Genomic DNA, 15,469 nt, shown 5'->3' with positions numbered 1-15,469 from the left:
TTGGCGGTCGGCGATGCTTCGCTCCGCCAGTGAACTTCCGGCCAAGGTTGGGATCACGATCCTCGGCGCGCTGGGCTTTGTGCTGGCCTGGGAGGCGCTGGGGCATGTACCTGTCAGCGGTGTGAGGATCTTTCCGCCGCTTTCCGGGGTGATCGGGGACGTCGTTGCCAATTCCGATCTGTACTGGGGTCATGTCGCGGCAACCGCCGCGACATCGACCTATGGCTTCCTGATCGGCACGTCGATTGCGTCGGTCGCCGCGCTTGTCTTCTGTCTGTTCCCGACGATGGAGCGGCTGTTCCGGAGCGTCAACATCGCGCTGTTCGCCGTGCCGGCGATCGCGATCGGACCGCTTCTCGTGCTGCTGCTCGACGGCCGCTGGCCGCAGATCGTGCTGTCCGCGACCATGATCTATTTCCCGACAATGGTCTCGATGCTGGTCGGGCTTCGCGACATCGATCCGCGCCATGCCGACCTGGTCAAGGCCTACGGCGGTGGCGAGATCGCGCTGCTGCGCTTGATCCGCCTGCGCAGTGCGATGCCAGGCGTGTTGGCCGGATTGAGGGTAGCGGCGTCGCTATCGGTCCTGGGAGCGATCCTGGGCGAGTTCGGCTCCGGCGAGCGATGGGGTCTCGGCACCTTCCTGCTGGGCTCCCTCGGCCAGTCCAACGCCGACAGGCTGTGGGGGATCAGCATCGCCGCGGCGGCCTTGGCGTTGACCGGCTATGGGCTTTTCTCGCTCGGATCCTCGATGGTTGGCGCGACGATCCCGGTCACCGTGGCAGCGGGGCGCATGCCGGACGAACTGCATGGCCAGGACGGCGAGGCCGGCCTCAAGCGCTATCTTATGCTGATTGCGTCGGTCGCGCTGCCGTTCGTGCTGTGGTGGGCCGTGCTGAAATGGGCCGACGTCAGCCCGATCGTCGCGCCGCGGCCTTTGGACATCGTGTCCTACCTGACCTTTGCCGACGGATCCGATGAAGCGAGGTCGGCGCTGCTGCATGCCGTGGGGCAGACCATCCCAATGGCGCTGCTCGGCCTGTTCGTCGGGCTCGGCATTGCGTTTCTGCTCGCCGCGCTGTCGGTCGTGATGCCCGGCTTGCTCAAGGTGATCCTGCCGGCTGCCATGGTGCTGCAAAGCACCCCGCTGGTCGCGCTGACGCCGATCGTGCTCCTGCTGTTGGGCAGGACCATTTCGGCCTGCATCTTCATGGCCGTGGTGGTGGTGTTCTTTCCGGCCTTCGTCCTCCTGATCCAGGGATTTGCCGTCGTGCCCCGCGCCGCGCTTGAAACCGTCGAAGTCTATGGCGGCGGTCCGATCCAGAAGCTGAGGTTCATCTCGATCCCGTATTCATTCCGCTACATCGCGGCCGCCGCGAAGCTGGTGGCGCCGCGGGCGCTGCTCGGCGTCATGATCGCGGAGTGGCTCTTGACCGGCACGGGGCTCGGCAATCTCATGGATATCTCGCGCGGCTCGCTGGATTACGGCATGGTATGGAGCGGGGCGGTGCTGAGCATTGTGATCTCGGTGCTCGCCTATCGCGGTGCCGACCTGCTGGAGCGCTCGATCTATTCCGGGCGCGCCGCATGAGCTCATCTCAACGGCTGTGGCTGCGCGATCCGATCGCCGTCCTCGCCGACGGGGCGGAGAGGGGGCTTGTCGTTTCTGATGGTGTGATCGTCGAACTGGTCGGCGCGAACGGCCCGCAATCGACTTACGATCTGGTATTTGATGCCAGCCGCCACGTCATCATCCCCGGACTGGTCAATGCGCACCACCATTTCTTCCAGACGCTGACGCGGGCGCATCCCCGCGCGATCAACAAGAAGCTGTTTCCCTGGCTGCAGACGCTCTATCCCGTCTGGGGACGCGAACTGAACCGCGACGCGTTCCGCCTCGCGGTGAGGGTGGCGCTCGCCGAATTGCTGATGTCGGGCTGCACGACGACGACCGATCATCTCTTCGTCTTTCCAGCCGACATGCCCGACGCTGTCGACATCGAGGTCGAGGAGGCGCGTGCGCTCGGCATGCGGATGGCGCTGACCCGCGGCGCGATCGATCTCGGCTTCGAGGATGGCGGCATCGCCGATCGCAGGTTGATGCAGGATCACGACACGGTGCTGGCCGATTGCGAGCGCGTCATCTCGCTCTATCACGATCCGCATGCCGGCTCATTTACCACCGTGGCACTGGCACCTTGCGCGCCGTTCAACGTCACGCGACGGATGATGGTTGAAACCGCGGCGCTTGCCGCGAAGCATGACTGCAGGCTGCACACGCATCTTGCGGAAACCGAAGACGAGAACGACTACTGCCGGCAGCAATTCCGCTGCACGCCGGTGGAATATCTCGAGAGCTGCGGCTGGCTCTCGAACCGGACCTGGCTCGCGCACGGCGTTCATTTCGATGAGGACGAGATGCGCTTGCTTGGCGGACACGGAGTCAGCGTCTGTCATTGCCCGACCTCGAACATGCTGCTGGCGTCCGGAATGTGCCGGACGGTCGAGCTGGAGGCATCGGGGGTCTCCGTCGGCCTCGGCGTCGATGGCAGCGCCTCGAACGACAGCTCCAACATGATGGAGGCCGTCCGGCACGCGATGCTGATGGGAAAGCTTCGCTATGGTGCCGAAGCAGTGACGCATCTCGACGCCCTGCGCTGGGGCACCCGCGGTTCCGCGGATTGCCTCGGACGGAAAGACATCGGGTCGATCACCGAAGGCGCCCAAGCGGACCTTGCCCTGTTTCTTCTCGACGATCTGAGGTTTTCGGGCGCCGGAGATCCGCTCGCGGCGCTAGTGCTGTGTGGCGCCCACAGTGCCGACCGGGTGATGGTCGCAGGACATTGGCGCGTCGTCGACGGCCGGCCGGCCGATTTCGACCTCGCGCGACTTCGATCGATGCACGGCGAAGCCGCCAAGGCCTTCCTTTAGCGGCCGCTCCTCTCGCCGACCCGTAGATGGGGTAACGGGCTTTCGCGGGCCTAGCGTGCTGGGTGGTCGTCCCTCAAATTGATGGTGTCAAACGGAGTCGGGCAAGCCCGCTCCAAGCATCATTAAAGGAACGACCATGGACCATTATGCAGGAATCGACGTGTCATTGGAATACTCGAGCGTTTGCGTTGTGGATGCGCAGGGCAAGATCGTTCGAGAGGGGAAGGTTGCGAGTGAACCGGCAGCGCTGATTAAGTGGTTTGGTGCGCTGGGATTTGAGGCTTCACGGATCGGGCTGGAGGCAGGCCCATTGTCACAGTGGCTTTACGCTGCGATGCAGGAAGCGGGGCTTTCAATCGAGCTTCTGGAGACACGGCATGTCCATGCCGCCTTTCAAGCGAACCCGGTAAAGTCGGATCGCAACGATGCGCGCGGCATTGCCCAGTTGATGCGGCTGGGCTGGTTCCGCCCGGTTCATTGCAAGTCGATCGCGTCTCAGGAAGTCCGCGCCATGCTGGCCGCCCGCAAGCTTGTGCAATCCAAGCAGCGCGATATCGAGAACAGCTTGCGTGGGATATTGCGCGGCTTCGGGCTGAAGGTTGGCAAGACGACGGAGAATGGCTTTGCAGGGCGGATCCGGGACCTGGTGGCCGGCCATCCGGCCCTGGAGACGATTGCGGAAGCTTTGCTCGCAGTGCATGCCGTGCTCAAAGGCGAGTTCGCCGGCTTTGAGAAGCGCGTACGGACCATGGCCCGCTCGCATGCATCAGCCAAGCTGCTGATGACGACGCCGTCGGTCGGCCCGATCGTCGCACTCACCTACGCTTCGGCAATCGACGATCCCGGCCGGTTCAAATCCTCCAAGGCGGTGGGGCCTCACTTTGGGCTGACACCGAAGAAGTACCAGTCCGGCGAGACGGACTACAGCGGCCGGATCAGCAAGATCGGCGACGCTTCGGTTCGCGAGGCGCTCTATCAGGCGGCTCACGTCATGTTGACCAAACCGATCAGGGGCTGCTCGGACCTCAAAAGCTGGGCGATGCGGATCGCCAGACGCGCCGGCATGCGCAAGGCCAAGGTGGCGCTTGCGCGTAAGCTCGCAGTGATCCTGCATCGCATGCTGGCTGATGGCCGAGTCTTCAATCCAACAGCCAAATCAGTGACTGCGGCAGCTTAAGGAGATCAAAGTTTCGGACGGGCCACGACACCAGGTCTTTCCGATGCGGAGTCCCTCGCCGGGACGATGGATCAGGCCAGGCCGACATCCGGGAAGCGGCACACGACCGCGCATCCGTAGATTGGCCGACCTGCTCCTCATGCACCTCATCAGGTGGCGGCCTCAGCGCCGACCCCGTACAGAAGCAAGTCCTCGGCGAACGGATGGCGCAAAAAGGGATTGACTAACCAGCGCCCGTTACAGAAGCCCGGATGAAGCACAAGCGTAATCCGGGACCGGTCCATCCGCGGAGCAAAAGCCCCGGATTGCGCTGCGCTCCATCCGGGCTACGCGCTAGTCAGACAAGCGTCCACACCGTCTAGAGGAGGCCGCGTTCTCTGGCGAGAGCCGGAAACCGGGCCGCGAGTGCTGTCGTTAGTGGCGTGCCCTGGTCGACAACCTGAAATGTAATCTTGCTGAGCGTGTAGCCTGATCCGAAGCGGGCATTGAGGTTATCAGGGGACACCTCGACAAGGGACTTCGGTTCAGCCGTGTTGGTGAACGTCGCCAGCATTGGATAGTGCTTTCGTTGCAGCACGCTGAAAGGTTTGGCCTTGACAAGATCACCCATGATTTTGGCGTCGCTGCCGCTAGGGAGAGATCGTCGAAGTTCGAAAATGCGGAGAGCCTGCAGGGCGACGCTCGTCATCATGCGCGGATAGCTATAACTTGCGTCGTGCAGCGTCGTGAATAGAACCTCGCCATTTCCCAAATCCACGAACGGGGCTTCACCATTTATTCTGAAGCCCCCGCCCCAATCAGAGCCACCGGCGCCTGGAAGAGGAACCAGGTTTTTTCGCAGGAGCACCAGCTCCTGGACCGAAGACCCGGATTTTCCGCCGCTCGGGGTCTGGACCTCGACGGTCATTTGGTAGCGTAAAGTCGCTTCCGAAGTTGTGCATCTGACCACGAGCCACGCTATTCCCGCAGCCAAAACGGCAAGAACGATATACCGCTTCAAAGTCCTCACCCCCGGTATGATCAAATTCTGGTCATAGAGCGTAAGACAGCCAACTTAATACTTTTCTGCAGCAGCCGATGCGGTTGGTGTTCGTCGCGTTCACTGAGAGCGCCGTTATCGCTATCCGCAAGACAAAAGCGCCGAGCGGCAAAAGCCGCTCGGCGCTGTCTCATGGATAAAACGAGGATCGTTGGCTGAGTCTAGTACCCGGAATCATAGCCAAGTGACACGAGCAAACACTGTACGTGCCCACCGATTCTGAATCACGTTTGATCAAAAGTGGGTACTAGGGCCCGATCGGACCCCAGGCTCCTTAATCCGGCGATCAGCCGAACTGGTTCATCGTGTTGTGGGCGCCGCCCGCCTTCAGGGCTGCCTCGCCGGCGAAGTATTCCTTGTGGTCGTCGCCGATGTCGGAGCCGGCCATGTTCTGATGCTTCGCGCAGGCGATGCCCTGGCGGATTTCCTGGCGCTGAACGTTCCTGACATAGCCGAGCATGCCCAGTTCGCCGAAGTAATCCTTGGCGAGGTTGTCGGTGGACAGCGCGGCCGTGTGATAGGTCGGCAGCGTGATCAGGTGGTGGAAGATGCCGGCGCGCTTGGCTGAATCCGCCTGGAAGGTGCGGATGCGCTCATCGGCTTCGATCGCCAGCGGCGTGGTGTCGTAGTCCGCCTTCATCAGCTCGGCGCGATTGTATTGGCTGACATCCTTGCCGGCTTCCTTCATCGCATCGTACACCTGCCAACGGAAGTTGAGGGTCCAGTTGAACGACGGCGAGTTGTTGTAGGCCAGCTTGGCGTTCGGGATCACTTCACGCACACGGTCGATCATCTTGGCGATCTGTTCGATATGCGGCTTCTCGGTCTCGATCCACAACAGATCGGCGCCGTTCTGAAGCGATGTGATGCTGTCGAGCACGCAGCGGTCTTCGCCGGTGCCGGCGCGGAACTGATAGAGGTTGCTGGGAAGCCGCTTCGGGCGCAGCATCTTGCCGTTCCGGTTGATGATGACGTCGCCGTTTTTGGCGTTCTCGGCTGTGATTTCCTCGCAATCCAGGAAGCTGTTGTACTGGTCGCCGAGGTCGCCCGGCTTGTGGCTGACAGCGATCTGCTGCGTGAGGCCGGCGCCGAGCGAGTCGGTGCGGGTCACGATCACGCCGTCTTCCACGCCCAGTTCGAGGAAGGCGTGGCGGCAGGCGCGGATCTTCGCCAGGAACACTTCATGCGGCACCGTCACCTTGCCGTCCTGGTGGCCGCACTGCTTTTCGTCCGAGACCTGGTTTTCGATCTGCAGCGCGCATGCGCCGGCTTCGATCATCTTCTTTGCGAGCAGATAGGTCGCTTCCGCATTGCCGAAGCCGGCGTCGATGTCAGCGATCACGGGCACGACGTGGGTCTGGAAGGTGTCGATCTTCTCGATCAGCGCCTTTTCCTTCGCCGTGTCGCCGGCCTTGCGGGCCGCGTCGAGGCTGCGGAAAATGTCGTTGAGCTCACGGGAGTCGGCCTGGCGCAGGAAGGTGTAGAGCTCCTCGATCAGGGCCGGCACCGAGGTCTTCTCATGCATCGACTGGTCGGGCAGCGGTCCGAACTCGGAGCGCAGCGCCGCGATCATCCAGCCTGAGAGGTAAAGGTAGCAGCGATCGGTGGTGCCGAAATGCTTCTTCACCGAGATCAGCTTCTGCTGGGCGATGAAGCCATGCCAGCAGCCGAGCGACTGGGTGTATTTCGTGCTGTCCGCGTCATAGGCGGCCATGTCGCTGCGCATCAGCGCCGCGGTGTAGCGGGCGATGTCCAGGCCGGTCTTGAAGCGGTTCTGCAGGCGCATCCGCGCGACGGCCTCGGCGGTCACCCCGTTCCAGGTGTCCTTGGTCTTGAGCAGGGCTTCGGCAGCCTCGATCTGGCTCTGGTAGGAAGCTGGGCCCTGGATGGCCAGATCGTTGATCCCACGCGGTTGGTAGTTCATGTCGATGATCCCTTCGGCTGGCGATAAATCTGCAGCGTTTGTAAGCGCCTCGCGGCACCGCACCAGCCGGTTCGCGGATAACTTGTCATACTTTACAAATTTGGCGTGTAATGCTGTAAGGATATTACACAACCGGGGATCCTGATATGGCAACCTCGACCGCCCGCTCGGTCTTCATGGGGCCACGACTGCGACGTCTCAGGCGCGACCTGGGGCTGACCCAGGCCGATATGGCCGCCGATCTTGATATATCGGCCCCCTACGTGGCGCTGCTGGAGCGCAATCAGCGGCCGGTGACGGCCGACATGCTGCTGCGCCTTGCCCGCACCTACAAGGTCGACCTGGCCGATCTCGCCGGTGATGGCGGTGCCGATCACACGGCGCGGATGCAGTCCGTTCTGAAGGAGCCGATGTTCTCCGACATCGATATTCCCGCGCTTGAAATCAGCGATCTCGCCATCAGCTATCCGGGCATGACGGAGGCATTTCTCCGTCTCTACACGGCCTACCGCGAAGAGCAGCTGGCACTTGCCGACCGGAGGGCTCCGCTTGCGGGCGCGGCGTCGCTGTCAGGCGCGGAGGGGTACGATGCCAACGATCCGGTCGCGGAAGTCCGGCGATTTCTGGCTGCGCGCCGCAACAACTTCGCTGATATCGACGATGCAGCCGAGCGTCTCGTCCAGGCGGCTGCCGGCCCGAGTGGCTTTATCGAACGCCTCAAGGTTCGTCACAATCTCAGCGTCCGATACCTGCCGCCGGATGTCATGCTGGGCTCGGTCAGGCGACTGGATCTTCATCGCAGGCAGTTGCTGCTCGAAGACTCGCTCGACACCGCAAGCCTCAACTTCCAGCTGGCCCAGCAGCTCGCCTATCTCGAAATGGAAGGTGAGATCAACGCGGCGCTCGAAGCCGGCCACTTCACCACCAAGAGCGCCGAGTTGCTGGCACGCCGGGCGCTGGCAAGTTACGCCGCCGCGGCGCTGATCATGCCGTATTCGGCGTTCGCGAAAGCGGCCGACACACGCCGTTACGACCTGGAAGCGCTGGGGCGCCAGTTCGGCACCAGCTTCGAGCAGACCGCGCATCGCATCACCACCCTGCAGAGGCCGGGCCTGGAAAAGGTCCCGTTCTTTTTGATCCGCGTCGATCCGGCCGGCAATATTTCGAAGCTGCTGGACGGCGCGGGCTTTCCGTTCGCGAAGCACGGCGGCGCGTGTCCGTTGTGGTCGGTTCATGGCGTCTTCAAGACGCCGCGCCAGATCGTCACCCAGTGGCTGGAATTGCCGGATGGTCAGCGGTTCTTTTCCGTCGCCCGCACGGTCACGGCCGGCGGGGGCGCATTCGGCGCGGTGCGCGTGGAGCGTGCCATCGCCATCGGTTGCGCGGCCGAGCACGCAGGGCAGTTGATCTATACCCGCGACGGCGCGGGTCCGCCTGCGGATGCGCCGACGCCGATCGGCGTCGCATGCCGCGTCTGTCATCGTCCGAGATGCGCGGCGCGGTCGCAGCTTCCGATCGGCCGCGAGCTTCTTCCCGACGATTTCAGGCGGCTCAGCGTTCCGTTCGGGTTCTCGACCGACTGATCTTGAACCGTGTGTTTTCGAATTCTATAACCGACCTCTGGCCCGACTGCCCGGATGAGTTTCGACGGCCGAGAGAATGATGATGCTCAAACGCGGTGCTGGTGTAGGCAAACAGTCGGCAAAAAAACTGCCGAAGAAGCCGTTGAAAAAACTGCGGCGTGGGCCCGATCGCCGCAAGCAGATCATCGCGGCCGCGTCGGAATTGTTCGCCAGCAAGGGGTTCGAGGGCACCTCGATCCGCGATATCGCCGCCGCCTCGGGCGTGCTGTCCGGGTCGCTGTATTATCACTTCCCGTCCAAGGAAGACCTGATGTTCACGGTGCATCAGGAAAGCCTGACCGAGATGCGGCGTGAGGTCGAGGCCGCCATCGAGGGCATCTCCGAGCCGTGGGCGCGTCTCGACGAGGCGATTGTTGCGCATTGCAAGGTGCTGCTTGGCGGCAGCGTGACCCGCGCCATCCTGACGCCGCCGCGCTATTATTATTACAAGCTGCCCGGCGCCAAGAAACTCGTTCGCCAGCGTGACGATTATGAGCAGATTTTCGCCGGCCTGATCGATCAGCTGCCGCTGCCGGCCGAATGCGACCGCCACGCGTTCCGGCTGTCGCTGCTGGGCGCGATGAACTGGACCGTGTTCTGGTACAGCGCCGACGGCCGCCTCAGCGTCGAGCAGGTCGGGCGACAGATCGCATTGATGGCGCGTGGCGCGGCGCCGAAATCGCCCAAGGGATCAGTCAAGGAAGCGCGCAAACCGCGCGGCTGATCGCACACGTGCGCCAAGTATTGTCGCGACGGCAACGTCGTATTGCGCGCGCAGGTGAATTCCCGCGTGTTGCCGCTTCCTTGCTAATTAATCAAGCGTGCGATAGATTAAGAAAAATGCGCTGGGATCGCCACGCCGCAACATGGTGATCCGCTCAAGTGCAACTGGCGCAAGCATGGTGTGGACACCGGTGGTCCGAAGGACCATGCTTCTGGGAATATGGAGCCTGACGGGTCCGAAGAATCCGCGAGCTCACGACGACCGGCGAACAACGAGTCGCCGGCAACGGAGGAAGCGATGTCGGATTTTGCGATCGAGGTCACCCCCTCGGCCTATCACTATCCTTTGCTGATCAAGCATCTGCTGCATGCGCCGCTGACCCAGGCGGCCGACCAGGAAATCGTCTACCGCGACGTCAGCCGTTACACGTATCGTGATCTGCGGACGCGGATCGGGCGTCTCGCCGGCGCCCTGGCATCGCAAGGCGTGGCGCCTGGCGATGTCGTGGGTGTGCTGGACTGGGACAGTCATCGTTATCTCGAATGCTATTTCGCTGTTCCGATGATGGGCGCGACCTTGCAGACCGTGAATATCCGTTTGTCCCCGGAACAGGTGCTGTTCACGCTCAACCATGCGCGGCCGAAACTGCTGCTGGTGAATGTCGAATTCCTGCCGCTGGTCGAGCAGTTGCGTGACAAGCTCGAGTCGGTCGAGCGCATCATTCTGATGTCGGACGATGGCGTGGTGCCGGATGGCGCCAAGGCTGCAGGCCGCTACGAGGACCTGCTGGCCACTGCATCGCCGGACTATGACTTTCCGGACTTTGATGAAAACACCCGCGCGACCATGTTCTACACCACCGGCACCACGGGGGTGCCGAAGGGGGTCTATTTCAGTCATCGTCAGCTGGTGCTGCACACCCTGATCGATCTGATCGGCTTCGGGTCGCCGGCCAGCCAGGGACGCTTCCACCGTGAAGACGTCTACATGCCGATCACGCCGATGTTTCACGTCCATGGCTGGGGGCTGCCATATGCCGCCACCGCCTCAGGCGTGAAACAGGTGTATCCTGGCCGCTACCAGCCGGAGCATCTGCTCAACCTGATCAAGACCGAAGGGGTGACCTTCAGCCATTGCGTTCCGACCATCCTGCAGATGCTGCTGTCGGCGCCCAACAGCGCCGATGTCGATCTCTCGAAGCTGAAGATGGTGATCGGCGGTGCCGCGCTGACCAAGGCGCTGGCGAAAGCCGCCATGCAGCGCGGCATCGATATCTTCGCCGGCTACGGCATGTCGGAATCCGGCCCGATCCTGACCATCGCGCAGCTGAAGGCGCGCGAGCTCACGGGTGATCCCGACAGCGAGGTCGAGTTGCGCACCAAGACCGGCATCCCCGTGCCGCTGGTCGACCTCCGCGTCGTCGACGATGCCATGAAGGACGTCCCCCACGACGGCCGCACCCCCGGCGAAATCGTGGTCCGCGCGCCGTGGCTGACCATGGGCTATCTCGACAATCCCGCGGCATCGGAAAAGCTGTGGGAAGGCGGTTATCTGCACACCGGGGACATCGGCACCATGACCCCGCACGGCATGGTCCAGATCACCGACCGGATCAAGGACGTCATCAAGACCGGCGGCGAATGGGTGTCGTCGATCGAAATCGAGGACATCCTGCTGCAGATGCCGCAGCTGAGCGAAGCCGCCATTATCGGTATCTCCGATGCCAAATGGGGTGAACGCCCGCTGGCCATCCTGGTCGCCTCCGCCAAGGCGACCGAGACTGTCGGCAGCGATGCGGTGCAGGCGCACGTCAAGAGCTTCGCCGACAAGGGCGTGATTTCGCGGTTCGCGATTCCGCACAAGATCCTGTTCGTCGAAGAGCTCGACAAGACCAGCGTCGGCAAGATCGACAAGAAAGCGCTGCGGGCGAAATACGGTGACGGCTAACCGTTGGATATCTAATCGATCGATTGCTTGATTAACGGGGAATGATCGCCCTATGATCCTTATAATGATGACGATCCGTAGCGGTCGCCGCGATGCAGCAAGAAAGGGAACCTGAGGCGGGCGTCGCCGGTGCCCGCAGCACCATCAGGCGGCGCAATCAAAATCAAAACATGACACAGGGAGAACGAGATGACGGACAAGCCTGACAAGACCATCACGGACATGTTCACCGACTGGGGCAAGCAGATGAAGCTGCCGCAGATCGATTTCGAGGCTTTGACCGCGGCGCACCGCAAGAACATCGAAGCCATCAGCAAGTCCGCGGCCGCGCTCTCGGAAGGCGGCCGCTCGATCGCCGCAAAGCAGCAGGAAATCGCCGCCGGTGTGATGCGCGAGACGCAGGCGCTGATCGCCGACTTCAAGCCGCAGGGCAATCCGCAGGACATCCTCACCAAGCAGGCCGAGCTGTCGCGGCGGGTGTTCGAAGCCGCGATCGCCAACATGCGCGATATCGCCGAGCTGATCCAGAAATCCGGCACTGCCGCATCCGCCATCATCATGGAGCGCATGAAGGAAAGCGTCGCCGAAGCGCGGGCGGCGATCGAGCGAAAATAGACTGGGATCAACTGAAGCAAACGCGGAGTGCCGGCGCGGCACTCCGCGGCAGGTCGCTACCACTTTGCAGTTAATGGCGCGCGATAACGTTCGCCGATACAGAAGCGGGGAGGAAGACCATGAGTTCAGTCGCAGACGTGGCAGATGTTGCCACTCAGCCGGGCCGGGCCCGCGACGCCGACGACCTCTACAGCAAGATCACCTGGCGCATCCTGCCGCTGCTCTTCATCTGTTATCTCTTCAACTACATGGACCGGACCAATATCGGGTTCGCCCAACTGCAGATGAAGGACCAACTGGCCTTCAGTGACGCCGTCTTCGGCTTCGGCGCCGGCGTGTTTTTCATCAGCTATGCGCTGGCGGAAGTTCCCAGCAACATGCTGCTGGCGAAATGGGGCGCGCGGACGACATTGCTGCGGATCATGCTGCTGTGGGGGCTCGCCTCCGCCTGCATGATGTTCGTCTCGACGGCGACGCAGTTTTATGTGCTGCGGTTTATCCTGGGCGCCTTCGAAGCCGGCTTCGTGCCGGGCGTGCTGTATTATTTCACGCTGTGGTATCCCTCGCATCGCCGCGCCCAGGTCACGGCGCTGTTCATTGCGGCCTTTGTGACCGGACCGATGGTGTCCGGGCCGCTCGCAGGTCTGGTGCTGGCCTATCTGGACGGCATTGCGGGGCTGCACGGATGGCAATGGCTGTTCCTGGTCGAGGGAATTCCCAGCGTCGCGCTGGGCATCGTCTGTTATTTTTACCTCGACGATCGCCCTGAAGACGCCAAATGGCTGTCGGCCACCGAGAAGCAGTCCGTCGCCTATGCGCTGCAGCAGGACGGCGCGGCACATGACGCTTCGCATCACCACACCTTCGGCCAGGCCATTGGCGACTGGCGGGTCTGGGTGCTCGGCGTGATTTATTTCCTCTGCCTGGTCGGCTCGTTTGCGCTGGCGTTCTGGCAGCCGACCATCCTGAAAGGCATGGGCCTGAGTTATCTCGAGATCGGGTTTGCGTCGGCGATCCCGCCGGTGGTCTCGATCGTTGCCATGATCCTGCTCGGGCGACATTCCGACAAGACCATGGAACGACGCTGGCACTTCGCGGCTGCAGCATGCATCGGTGCACTTGGCCTTTCCGCCACCACGCTGTTCATGCACAACCCGGTCGGCGCAGTGCTGTGCCTGGCGATCGGACACGCCGGCATCGCCAGTTGCGTGCCAATCTTCTGGAGCATTCCCGGAACCTTGCTCAACAAGTCGGCGGCGGCCGCGGGCATCGCCATGATCAGCACGCTCGGCGTCACCGCCGGCGCGGTGTCGCCGTCCATGGTGGCGTACTTCAAGGCGATCACCGGCGACTTCACCCACAGTCTGTACATCATGGCATGCGGTCTGCTGCTGGCAGCGGCGTTGCTTCTCGCGACCATCTCAAAGAAGATGCTGGCGGGCACCTAGTGTGCTGAACGCGAAGTTCCTGTGAGTATGCGGCTAGCTCTTTCAGGAACTTCGCGTTCATCAAGCACACTAGAATCATAAAGTTGCTAGTGTCCTTTTCGAATTCGAAGTTCGTTCAGTGGTGCGGGAAATGATGCGAACTTCGAATTCGGGACACTAGCATCGGTGGAGACACGTCCGATGACACGTGACAGTTCGTGATCCCGCCAGCGCTTCGCCCAAATGCGTCGCCTGCCGCCCGCGGCAGGTTCGTCCCGCCAGAGCCTGCTTCCACTCTCGAACCCGGGCCTCACAATGAAAAAAGAAGACGTCCTCAAGCAATACACCACGCCGACCGGCGCGCCGGCTTTCGTTCCCGGCCCGCACCGCTTCACATCGCGTGAGTATCTCAACATCACCTATCGCACCGATCGCGAGGCGCTCGCCAAACTGGTGCCGGAACCGCTGGAGATCGACGAGCCGCTGGTTCGTTTCGAGGTGATGAACATGCCCGATACCACGGGCTATGGCTCTTATGTGGAATGCGGGCAGGCGGCCGTGGTGCGCCACAAGGAGGAGGTCGGCGAGTACATTATCGGCATGTATCTCGACAACCTGCCGGCGATTGCGGCGGGCCGCGAACTCAGCGCGTTCCCGAAGAAGCTCGGCTCGGCCAGGCTGTTTGTTGATTCCGACACACTGGTCGGAACCCTGGACTATGGCTCGCTGCGGGTCGCCGCCGCCACCATGGGTTACAAGCACAAGCCGCTCGACTTCGAGAAGGCGCGCGCGGAAATCTGCGTGCCGACCTTCATGCTGAAGATCCTGCCGGGCTATGAAAAGCGCCCGCGGATCTGCGAACTGGTTCGCACCGAGATCTCCAACATCACCATCAAGGGTGCGTGGCGGGGGCCGGCGCGGCTGCAGCTGTTCGAACATGTGCTGGCGCCGCTGGCGGATCTGCCGGTGCGCGAGATCGTTGCCGCCACCCATATCCTGACCGACCTGACGCTGTCGCCGGCCGTCGTCATCTACGACTACCTGACCGACAGCGCACCGCAGTCCAGCTCGAAAGAGAAATAGGCAGCTTGTCATGACAGCAGCTTCGAACTCCGACGTCTTGCAGCGTTATCCGAAGGCCGTGGTGATCGGCGCCGGGGTCATCGGCGCGTCCTGGACGGCGCTGTTCCTCGCTCACGGACTGGAGGTCGTGGTCAACGACCCGCGCCCGGACGTGGAAGGCATCGTCCACGACTACATCAAGGGCAGTCTGCGCACCCTGGAGGCGCTGGGTTTGCCGACCGACAACCTGACCAGGAAGCTGCGGTTCGAGGCCAATCTGGAAACGGCGGTGGAGGGCGCGCCGCTGGTGCAGGAAAACGGCCCCGAACGCATCGAGTTCAAGCAGGAGCTGTGGGCGCGGATCAGCCGCGTGGTCGGCGCGGACGCGTTGCTGCTGTCGTCCAGCTCAGCCAAGCCCGCGACCGAGCAGGCCCGCGACATGGCGCATCCGGAGCGATTGCTGGTCGGCCATCCCTTCAATCCACCGCATCTGATCCCGCTGGTCGAGGTGGTGCCGGGCGAAAAGACCGATCCCGCCGCGGTCGACGACGCGGTCGCGTTTTATCTCGCGCTCGGCAAGGTGCCGCGGGTGCTGCGCAAGGAAATGAATGGTTTTGTCGCCAATCGCCTGCAGCGCGCGATCTTCCGCGAGTGCTGTTACCTGGTGATCGAGGGGGTGGTCACGGTCGACGAGCTCGACGACGTGGTGACGAGTTCGGTTGGGCTGCGCTGGGCCGCCGACGGTCCATTCCGCTCGTTCCATCTCGGCGGCGGGGCCGGCGGCTTCGAGGCGTTTTTCAAGCAGTTCGGAGCCGGCCTCGACAACGCCTGGAAGAACATGGCTCCGGTGTCGCTCGACGAAGCGGCGCAGCGGAAGATCATCGCCCAGGCCGATGCGTCGTTCGCCGCCACGCCGATGGAGCAGCTCGAAGCCGAACGCGACGACAAGCAACTCGCCATCATCCGCGCGCTGAAAGCTTTGAAGACAAAATGACACGGCA

Annotated in this window: 12 protein-coding genes; 10 read left to right on the top strand and 2 right to left on the bottom strand. The window is 62.5% G+C overall.

What is annotated here, in order from left to right:
* Positions 1 to 13: 13 nt before the first annotated feature.
* From RS897_RS06815 to RS897_RS06805, 3 genes are all read left to right on the top strand, one after another.
* Positions 14 to 1,591, top strand: a complete 1,578-nt coding sequence (locus RS897_RS06815) for an ABC transporter permease (protein ID WP_315835824.1) — start codon at positions 14 to 16, stop codon at positions 1,589 to 1,591.
* Positions 1,588 to 2,931, top strand: a complete 1,344-nt coding sequence (locus RS897_RS06810; RefSeq protein ID WP_315835823.1) for an 8-oxoguanine deaminase — start codon at positions 1,588 to 1,590, stop codon at positions 2,929 to 2,931. Before RS897_RS06815 ends, RS897_RS06810 begins: the two co-directional genes overlap by 4 nt.
* 136 nt (positions 2,932 to 3,067) lie before the next feature.
* Complete coding sequence (locus tag RS897_RS06805; RefSeq protein WP_315831728.1) at positions 3,068 to 4,108, top strand: IS110 family RNA-guided transposase; 1,041 nt, start codon at positions 3,068 to 3,070, stop codon at positions 4,106 to 4,108.
* Positions 4,109 to 4,466: 358 nt separating this feature from the next.
* Here the strand turns inward: RS897_RS06805 and RS897_RS06800 are convergent, their stop codons facing one another.
* Both RS897_RS06800 and RS897_RS06795 read right to left on the bottom strand, forming a co-directional pair.
* Positions 4,467 to 5,015 (bottom strand): hypothetical protein, encoded by a 549-nt coding sequence (locus RS897_RS06800; RefSeq protein WP_315835822.1) that lies wholly within the window; start codon positions 5,013 to 5,015, stop codon positions 4,467 to 4,469.
* Between the two features lie 418 nt (positions 5,016 to 5,433).
* Positions 5,434 to 7,071: an isocitrate lyase gene (locus RS897_RS06795; RefSeq protein WP_315835821.1), complete on the bottom strand. Its 1,638-nt coding sequence runs from the start codon at positions 7,069 to 7,071 to the stop codon at positions 5,434 to 5,436.
* 146 nt (positions 7,072 to 7,217) lie between these two features.
* On the opposite strand from RS897_RS06795, the gene RS897_RS06790 reads away from it, so the two are divergent.
* The 7 genes from RS897_RS06790 to RS897_RS06760 all read left to right on the top strand — a co-directional run bounded on the left by RS897_RS06790 (position 7,218) and on the right by RS897_RS06760 (position 15,462).
* A complete protein-coding gene (locus RS897_RS06790) occupies positions 7,218 to 8,654 on the top strand; it encodes a helix-turn-helix domain-containing protein (RefSeq protein WP_315835820.1) in 1,437 nt (478 codons plus the stop codon).
* Positions 8,655 to 8,733: 79 nt separating this feature from the next.
* Positions 8,734 to 9,417, top strand: a complete 684-nt coding sequence (locus RS897_RS06785; RefSeq protein WP_315835819.1) for a TetR/AcrR family transcriptional regulator — start codon at positions 8,734 to 8,736, stop codon at positions 9,415 to 9,417.
* A 297-nt stretch (positions 9,418 to 9,714) separates the two neighbouring features.
* Positions 9,715 to 11,364: a fatty acid--CoA ligase gene (locus RS897_RS06780; protein WP_315835818.1), complete on the top strand. Its 1,650-nt coding sequence runs from the start codon at positions 9,715 to 9,717 to the stop codon at positions 11,362 to 11,364.
* 189 nt (positions 11,365 to 11,553) lie between these two features.
* The gene (locus RS897_RS06775; RefSeq protein ID WP_315835817.1) at positions 11,554 to 11,979 is read left to right on the top strand and encodes a phasin family protein; all 426 of its coding nucleotides are present in this window, start codon (positions 11,554 to 11,556) and stop codon (positions 11,977 to 11,979) included.
* A gap of 119 nt (positions 11,980 to 12,098) precedes the next feature.
* Entirely contained in the window at positions 12,099 to 13,427 is a 1,329-nt protein-coding gene (locus tag RS897_RS06770) for an MFS transporter (RefSeq protein ID WP_315835816.1), read from the top strand.
* Between the two features lie 294 nt (positions 13,428 to 13,721).
* Positions 13,722 to 14,489 carry an acetoacetate decarboxylase gene (locus RS897_RS06765; RefSeq protein WP_315835815.1) on the top strand — a complete coding sequence of 256 codons (768 nt, stop codon included), beginning with the start codon at positions 13,722 to 13,724 and terminating at the stop codon, positions 14,487 to 14,489.
* A gap of 10 nt (positions 14,490 to 14,499) precedes the next feature.
* Entirely contained in the window at positions 14,500 to 15,462 is a 963-nt protein-coding gene (locus RS897_RS06760) for a 3-hydroxyacyl-CoA dehydrogenase NAD-binding domain-containing protein (protein ID WP_315835814.1), read from the top strand.
* Positions 15,463 to 15,469: the final 7 nt, after the last annotated feature.

Origin of the sequence: Bradyrhizobium prioriisuperbiae, assembly GCF_032397745.1 — a bacterium.
Lineage (GTDB): Bacteria > Pseudomonadota > Alphaproteobacteria > Rhizobiales > Xanthobacteraceae > Bradyrhizobium_A > Bradyrhizobium_A prioriisuperbiae.
Note: the sequence above shows the minus strand (reverse complement) of the source record. Positions and strands in the feature narration are given on the sequence as shown.

Bases quoted from the DNA above. Each gene is read 5' to 3' on its own strand.
- RS897_RS06815 (WP_315835824.1), top strand. From the start codon at position 14: ATGCTTCGCTCCGCCAGTGAACTTCCGGCCAAGGTTGGGATCACGATC.
- RS897_RS06810 (WP_315835823.1), top strand. From the start codon at position 1,588: ATGAGCTCATCTCAACGGCTGTGGCTGCGCGATCCGATCGCCGTCCTC.
- RS897_RS06805 (WP_315831728.1), top strand. From the start codon at position 3,068: ATGGACCATTATGCAGGAATCGACGTGTCATTGGAATACTCGAGCGTT.
- RS897_RS06800 (WP_315835822.1), bottom strand. From the start codon at position 5,015: ATGACCGTCGAGGTCCAGACCCCGAGCGGCGGAAAATCCGGGTCTTCG.
- RS897_RS06795 (WP_315835821.1), bottom strand. From the start codon at position 7,071: ATGAACTACCAACCGCGTGGGATCAACGATCTGGCCATCCAGGGCCCA.
- RS897_RS06790 (WP_315835820.1), top strand. From the start codon at position 7,218: ATGGCAACCTCGACCGCCCGCTCGGTCTTCATGGGGCCACGACTGCGA.
- RS897_RS06785 (WP_315835819.1), top strand. From the start codon at position 8,734: ATGATGCTCAAACGCGGTGCTGGTGTAGGCAAACAGTCGGCAAAAAAA.
- RS897_RS06780 (WP_315835818.1), top strand. From the start codon at position 9,715: ATGTCGGATTTTGCGATCGAGGTCACCCCCTCGGCCTATCACTATCCT.
- RS897_RS06775 (WP_315835817.1), top strand. From the start codon at position 11,554: ATGACGGACAAGCCTGACAAGACCATCACGGACATGTTCACCGACTGG.
- RS897_RS06770 (WP_315835816.1), top strand. From the start codon at position 12,099: ATGAGTTCAGTCGCAGACGTGGCAGATGTTGCCACTCAGCCGGGCCGG.
- RS897_RS06765 (WP_315835815.1), top strand. From the start codon at position 13,722: ATGAAAAAAGAAGACGTCCTCAAGCAATACACCACGCCGACCGGCGCG.
- RS897_RS06760 (WP_315835814.1), top strand. From the start codon at position 14,500: ATGACAGCAGCTTCGAACTCCGACGTCTTGCAGCGTTATCCGAAGGCC.